This window comes from Amycolatopsis sp. NPDC049252 (assembly GCF_043197175.1).
Taxonomy (GTDB): domain Bacteria; phylum Actinomycetota; class Actinomycetes; order Mycobacteriales; family Pseudonocardiaceae; genus Amycolatopsis.
The window spans coordinates 4192-10580 of the sequence record NZ_JBICSQ010000153.1; the positions used below are offsets into that span (position 1 = coordinate 4192).

A 6389-nucleotide genomic window follows, 5' to 3' on the forward strand; every position below is an offset into this window, starting at 1 on the left:
AGCCGTATCCGAAGTTCACTGAGGTGGACGGGTTCCTGAAGGACAAGTCGGGTCGGCTGTTCCTGAAGGACGAGAAGACGCAGGTTTTCGAGCACAAGACCCACCCGGTCAAGGGCATCTACTACGACGAGCAGCACGGGCTTTACCAGCACGGTGAGCCGTATCCGAAGTTCACTGAGGTGGACGGGTTCCTGAAGGACAAGTCGGGTCGGCTGTTCCTGAAGGACGAGAAGACGCAGGTTTTCGAGCACCAGAATCACCCGGTCAAGGACGTCTACTACGACGAGCAACACGGGCTTTACCAACACGGTGAGCCCTACGTGCCCGCCACCGTGGCGAAGGCGGTCAACCTGGCCACCGACTCGGAGATCGCCGCACTCCTGAACAGCGAGTCGAACTACGACGAACTGGTGAAGGCCGCGGCCGCGGGCGAACTGGTCCTCGAATACGACGACGAGGACCTCGACTCCTTCACCGCCGAGCAGTTCGTCAACATCGACTAGCGTCCCCGCTCCTCACCCGAGTTGTGCGCACGCCGACCGGAGTGGCCACACAGTGACCGGAACGGCCAACACGCCGACCACCGAACATGATCACGCGATAGGGGAGACGAGGAACGCATGTCAAGTCCAGGTACGACGACCACGACGAACTTCGGTGCGGACGGCAAACCGACCAGCTCACAGCTGGTCGACGCGAGTCCGGAGGTGCAGGCGCAGAACATCGGAGGCACGGGATCCGGTGCGCTGGGTGCGGTGCTCGGCGCCGCGAACTTCGTCTACAGCATCATCAAGGAGCACGGCGCGAAGCTCGACCTGGCGGTGGAGATCGGGGGTGAGGGCGTCACTTCCGGCATCGTCGACGACGCCAAGTTCACGGTGGAGTCCGTGGGCGAGTTCAGCGCAACGGGCATCTGGTACACCCACACCCGTGCCTTCGGCAGCCTGCTGGACAAGCACCGCGGCAAGCTGCCGCACGAGACGACCACGGACGCGCCGAGGTTCAGCTCGGCGTACCTGTGCACGGTCTTCCCGTACCAAGTGCGCTGGAGCCTCCACAAGGTCACGCCGAAGCCGATCAGCGACCTCGAGGTCGCCAGGAAGCGGCAGGAATTCGCAAAGGGCAAAACGGACGCCTACGCGGCCTTCGACGATCGAGCGGCGAAGTTCGCCACGGAGGGTCGTCCACCGTTGGAGACCGTCGATCCGACGACGAAGGGCAAGATCACGTTCCGCCCGAAGAGGGCAGCGGAGGACTTCGACGAGTACCTCGGGTTCCTCAGGAAGTTCGACAAGAACACGCCCAAGCTGGGCGCCGCCATCACCGAACTCGAAACGACTCTCGCGGCGATCGAGGCTTCGAAGGTGGATCACGAGGCCGCGGTGCTGAAGTCCAAGGACACGAGCCATCCCTTTTTCATCATGCGCAACATCACGCTCCGAGCTCGCACCGAGCACAAGGGAATCCGGCAACGTTTCTGGCAGCACCTCTCCATCAAGAGCAAGTTCACCATCACACCCCGCAAGGAGAAGCCCTACGGCTTCAGCGTGGCCCTGGTGTGGGGTGAGACGGCGCTCGGCTACGGCTACCCGGGTGTGGCGGGCGACTTCGAGATCACGCAGACCGGCCCCGCTCTGGACGACATCACGATCCGGCCCACCGGCAAGGTGGGCCGCAGGTTCGTCCAGTTCCTCGAGAAGGAGAAACTTCACTGAGCCGGGTCGTGTCCCGGCGGTCCTCGGCGGCGGCCTGACCGTCGCGGGCGTGCCACCGCCTTCGGGCCGAGCACTCGCGCTGACGGCCCTGATCCTGCCGGGTGTGCCGATCCCGGTCCACCCCCGGCAGGCCGGGTCAGGCCGCGATCGGCCCGAAGATCCAGTTGCCCCTGGCGGTCGCTGGACCGGTCAGCTCACCGGGTCCCAGGCTTGCCCGGCCGGTCCACCCTGGCTTGCCGCGGAGAGGAGCGTGGTGCGGTCGTCGCGCGCCGTCGTGGGTCGACGTCTCCACCGGGGCCCGCGACCGTCTCAGCAGGCGCGCGGCCAGCGGGACCGGCCATCCGGGTGATAGGAATGGCCGGTGACCGAACCGAACACCATCGAAGCCGCCGCGGCCGAGGCCGTCACGCTGACCAGCGAGCTCCTCCGCATCGACACGACCAACACCGGCGACCCCGACACGCTGGTCGGCGAGCGGGTGGCGGCGGAGTACGTCGCGGAGAAGCTGACCGACGCCGGCTACGAGATCACCTACGTCGAGTCCGGGGGCAAGAACCGGCACAACGTGATCGTCCGTCTCGAAGGCGCCGACCGGTCCCGGGGCGGGCTGCTGATCCACGGCCACCTCGACGTCGTGCCGGCCGATCCGTCGGAGTGGTCGGTCCACCCGTTCTCGGGCGCGGTGCAGGACGACTACGTCTGGGGCCGCGGCGCGGTCGACATGAAGGACATGTGCGGGATGGCGCTCGCGCTGGCCCGGCACTACAAGATGAACAACATCGTCCCGCCGCGCGACCTGGTCTTCGCCTTCCTGGCCGACGAGGAGGCGGGCGGCAAGTTCGGCGCGCAGTGGCTGGTGGAGAACCGGCCGGAGCTGTTCGAAGGCGTCACCGAGGCGATCAGCGAGGTCGGCGGGTTCTCGATCACGCTGAAGGACGACGTCCGCGCGTACCTGATCGAGACGGCGGAGAAGGGCATCCGCTGGATGAAACTGCGCGTGCGCGGCACCGCCGGGCACGGCTCGATGATCCACCGCGACAACGCCGTGACGAAGCTCGCCGAGGCCGTCGCGAAGCTCGGCAACCACCGCTTCCCGCTGGTGCTCACCGACTCCGTCAAGGAGTTCCTCGCCGGGGTCACCGAGATCACCGGCTGGGACTTCCCGGAGGACGACATCGAGGGCTCGGTCGCCAAGCTGGGCAACATCTCCCGGATGATCGGCGCGACCCTGCGCGACACCGCGAACCCGACGATGCTCACCGCCGGCTACAAGTCGAACGTCATCCCGTCGGTCGCCGAGGCCTCGGTGGACTGCCGGATCCTGCCGGGCCGGCTGGAGGCGTTCGACCGCGAGCTCGACGAGCTGCTCGGCCCGGACATCGAGAAGGAGTGGATGGAGCTCCCGCCGGTCGAGACGACCTTCGACGGCGCGCTCGTCGACGCGATGACCGCGGCGGTGCTGGCCGAGGACCCCGGCGCGAAGACGTTGCCGTACATGCTTTCCGGTGGCACCGACGCGAAGTCCTTCCAGGACCTCGGCATCCGCAACTTCGGCTTCGCGCCGCTCAAGCTGCCCGCGGACCTCGACTTCTCGGCGCTGTTCCACGGCGTCGACGAGCGCGTCCCGGTCGAGGCGCTCGAGTTCGGCACCCGCGTGCTGGACCGGTTCCTGCGCACGTCCTGATGACCGGCTTCGCGCTCGCCGACGGCACGCCCCTGCAGGTGGTCCGCAGGGGCGACCCGGCCGCGCCGGTGACGGTGGTGTTCGTCCACGGCTACGCGCTCGACCAGCGCAGCTGGGGCCGGATCGCGCCGCTGGTCCCGGACGCGGCCGAGGGCCCGGTGGCCGTGCTGACCTACGACCAGCGCGGCCACGGCGGCTCCGGGCGGGCGCGGCGCGGGACGGCGACCATGGCCCGGCTCGGCGACGACCTCGCCGAGCTGCTGGAGCGCGAGGTCCCGGACGGCCGGGTGGTGCTGGTCGGGCACGACATGGGCGGGCTGGCGATCATGTCCCTGTCCCAGCGGCACCCGGAGCTGTTCCGCGCCCGGGTGTCCGGGCTGGCGCTGCTGGCGACGTCGTCGGGCACGCTGGCGACGGAGGTCTCGGCGACCTGGCCGAACGCCCTGGGCCGGCTCGCGCGCGACCTCGAGGCGGTGCTGGGCTCGAAGCTGTTCGGCGTGGTGCGCGAGCGCACGAGCCGGGCGGTGAGCGCGGGCCTGCGGTGGTGGCTCTTCGGCGACGATCCCGAGCCGGACCTGGTCGAGCTGACCGTCAAGATGATCCGCGGCAACTGGCCGCACGCGGTCGCGCTGTTCCGCCCGGCGCTCGACGCCTACGCCCGTGAGGCGGCGTTGACGCAGGTCAGCGGCCTGCCGGTGACGGCGATCGTGGGGGAGCGGGACCGGATCGTCCGCGCGTCGGACGTCGAGCAGTGGGTCGGCGGGCTGGCGGAGGGGACGGCCGTGGTGCTGCCCGGCGTCGGGCACGTGGTGCCACTGGAGGCCGCGCCGCAGGTGCTGCCGCGGGTGGTCGCGCTGGTGAACCGGAGCTTCCGACAAGACGAGATTTCTTGACAACTTCTCTGTTCGGAAGCATCCTGGGCGCATGTTCTCCGTGGCGGTGATCGAAGACTCGGCGGCGGCCGAGGTGTCGCTGGACCCCATCCGGGCCCGGCTGCTGGCCGAGCTGGCCGAACCCGCGTCCGCGACCATGCTGGCCGGCCGGGTCGACCTGCCGCGCCAGAAGGTCAACTACCACCTGCGGGCGCTGGAGGCGCACGGCCTGGTGGAGCTGGTCGAGGAGCGGCGCAAGGGCAACGTCACCGAGCGGATGATGCGGGCGACGGCATCGTCGTACGTCATCTCGCCGACCGCGCTCGCCGCCGTGCAGCCGGACCCGGCGCAGTCGCCCGACCGGCTTTCGGCCCGCTGGCTGCTCGCCGTCGCCGGACGGCTGGTCCGGGACGTCGGCCTGCTCATCACCGGCGCCGCCAAGGCCAACCAGCGGGTCGCGACCTTCGCGCTCGACGGCGAGGTGCGGTTCGCCTCGCCGGCCGACCGGGCCGCGTTCGCCGAAGAGCTGGCGACGGCCGTCACGACGCTGGTGGGGAAGTACCACGACGAGACGGCCGAGAAGGGCCGCAAGCACCGGGTGGTCGTCGCCGTGCACCCGAGCGTCCCGGAGGGATCCTGACATGGGGCACGAGTTCGAGCTGACCGACGCCGCCGAGGTCGACGCGACGCCGGAGCAGCTGTGGGAGGCGATCGCCACCGGGCCGGGCATCGACTCGTGGTTCATGGGGCGCAACGAGGTCGAGGGCGGCACCGGCGGGGTGATCCGCGGCGCCTTCGGCGGCTACCAGCCCGAGTTCGGGATCCGCGAGTGGGAGCCGCTCGAGCGGCTCGTCTACGGCACCGAAGCCGCGCCCGACGGCCGTCGCGTCGGCTACGAGTTCCTCATCGAGGGCCGTGAAGGCGGCAGCTCGGTGATCCGGTGCGTCACGAGCGGCTTCCTGCCCGGCGACGACTGGGAGGACGAGTTCGAGGCGATGACCACCGGCGGCGCGCTGTTCTTCCGCACTCTGGTCGAGTACGTCACGCACTTCGCCGGCCGCGCCGCGGTGCCGGTCACGGCCTTCGGCCCGCCGATCCCGGACTGGGACGAGGCCTGGACGAAGCTCGGCGCGGCGCTGGGCCTGCCCGCGCGGGCCGCGGAGGGCGACCGCGTTCGCTTGGAGCTGGACGGCCGCGCGCCGGCCGAGGGGGTCGTCTACGCGGTGAACGACCAGGCCGTCGGCATCCGGACGCCCGAGGCGATGTTCCGGTTCATCCGGGGCTTCCACGGCCCGATGGTCGCGGCCCACCACGTGTTCACCCCCGGCGCGGACGCCGAAGTCGAAGAAAAGGCCTGGAGCGGCTGGCTGGTGCGCGTGTTCGATTGACATTCGAGCGGTAGGCATCGAATATCGATACATGCCTCGAGTACTCGTCGCCACCCTGCAGGCCATCGTCGCCTGCGCGTTCCTGGTCGGGCTCTACGCCCAGATCATCGTGATCCCGACGTCGGCGGCCGACCAGGTCGAGCAGTTCCCGCCGCTCGCGCCGCACCAGGTGCCGCTCGTGACGGCCGCGATCCTGTTCGTGGTCTGCGGCCAGGTCGCGCTGATCGGCCTGGCGATGCTGCTGCGCCGGGCGGGCCGAGGCGCGGTGTTCGAGCGCGCGGCGCTGCCGTGGGCGAACGTCGTGGTCGGCGCGGCGGCCGGGGCGACCGTCGTCACCGCCGGGGTCTTCGTCTACGTGACCCTCGCCGACATCCCGTCACCCACCGACGGCATGGACGTCATCGGCATCTGGCTCGGCACGGCCGCGGCGGCCGCGGTGGGCACGGCGGCGGTCCTGCTCCTGCTCGCCGGCCGGCACCTGCTGGTCAAGGCGATCGGCCTGCGCACCGAACTGGACGGCGTGGTCTGATAGCTGCCGCAAGACGGTGAACGGGATCAGGTGGGCAAGCCCGCGGGCAGGGTCTCCGCCGTCTTCTTCCGGCGCAGCCAGACCCGGCGGGTGCCGTCGGCGTAGAGCCGGACGTTCCGCAGTTCCCAGCCCGCGAACTCCGCGTGGATGGAGAGCTGGATCGCCGCCGCACGCCGGGACACGCCCGGGGGAAGGTGCAGA

8 protein-coding genes are annotated in these 6389 nt (G+C 70.0%); 7 read left to right on the forward strand and 1 reads right to left on the reverse strand.

The genetic code is table 11. The annotated features are described in order from the left end of the window. The 7 genes from ACGFMK_RS48070 to ACGFMK_RS48100 form a co-directional block, all read left to right on the forward strand. On the forward strand, positions 1-503 hold a 503-nt coding region (locus ACGFMK_RS48070), incomplete at its 5' end, for a hypothetical protein (RefSeq protein ID WP_392778494.1). Between the two features lie 117 nt (positions 504-620). Continuing rightward, on the forward strand, positions 621-1715 hold the full coding sequence (locus ACGFMK_RS48075; RefSeq protein ID WP_392778496.1) for a hypothetical protein: 1095 nt from the start codon (positions 621-623) through the stop codon (positions 1713-1715). A 361-nt stretch (positions 1716-2076) separates the two neighbouring features. Beyond that, the gene (locus ACGFMK_RS48080) at positions 2077-3399 is read left to right on the forward strand and encodes a M20/M25/M40 family metallo-hydrolase (RefSeq protein ID WP_392778499.1); all 1323 of its coding nucleotides are present in this window, start codon (positions 2077-2079) and stop codon (positions 3397-3399) included. After that, the gene (locus tag ACGFMK_RS48085; RefSeq protein WP_392778502.1) at positions 3399-4292 is read left to right on the forward strand and encodes an alpha/beta fold hydrolase; all 894 of its coding nucleotides are present in this window, start codon (positions 3399-3401) and stop codon (positions 4290-4292) included. Before ACGFMK_RS48080 ends, ACGFMK_RS48085 begins: the two co-directional genes overlap by 1 nt. Before the next feature lie 31 nt (positions 4293-4323). Continuing rightward, positions 4324-4911, forward strand: coding sequence for an ArsR/SmtB family transcription factor (locus ACGFMK_RS48090; protein WP_392778505.1), 588 nt, complete (start codon positions 4324-4326; stop codon positions 4909-4911). A 1-nt stretch (position 4912) separates the two neighbouring features. After that, entirely contained in the window at positions 4913-5659 is a 747-nt protein-coding gene (locus ACGFMK_RS48095; RefSeq protein WP_392778507.1) for an SRPBCC domain-containing protein, read from the forward strand. Positions 5660-5690: 31 nt separating this feature from the next. Further along, positions 5691-6188, forward strand: a complete 498-nt coding sequence (locus ACGFMK_RS48100; protein ID WP_392778510.1) for a DUF2975 domain-containing protein — start codon at positions 5691-5693, stop codon at positions 6186-6188. 26 nt (positions 6189-6214) lie between these two features. Here ACGFMK_RS48100 and ACGFMK_RS48105 read toward each other — a convergent pair whose 3' ends face one another. Continuing rightward, on the reverse strand, positions 6215-6388 hold the full coding sequence (locus ACGFMK_RS48105) for a DUF5703 family protein (RefSeq protein ID WP_392778518.1): 174 nt from the start codon (positions 6386-6388) through the stop codon (positions 6215-6217). Position 6389 lies beyond the last annotated feature (1 nt).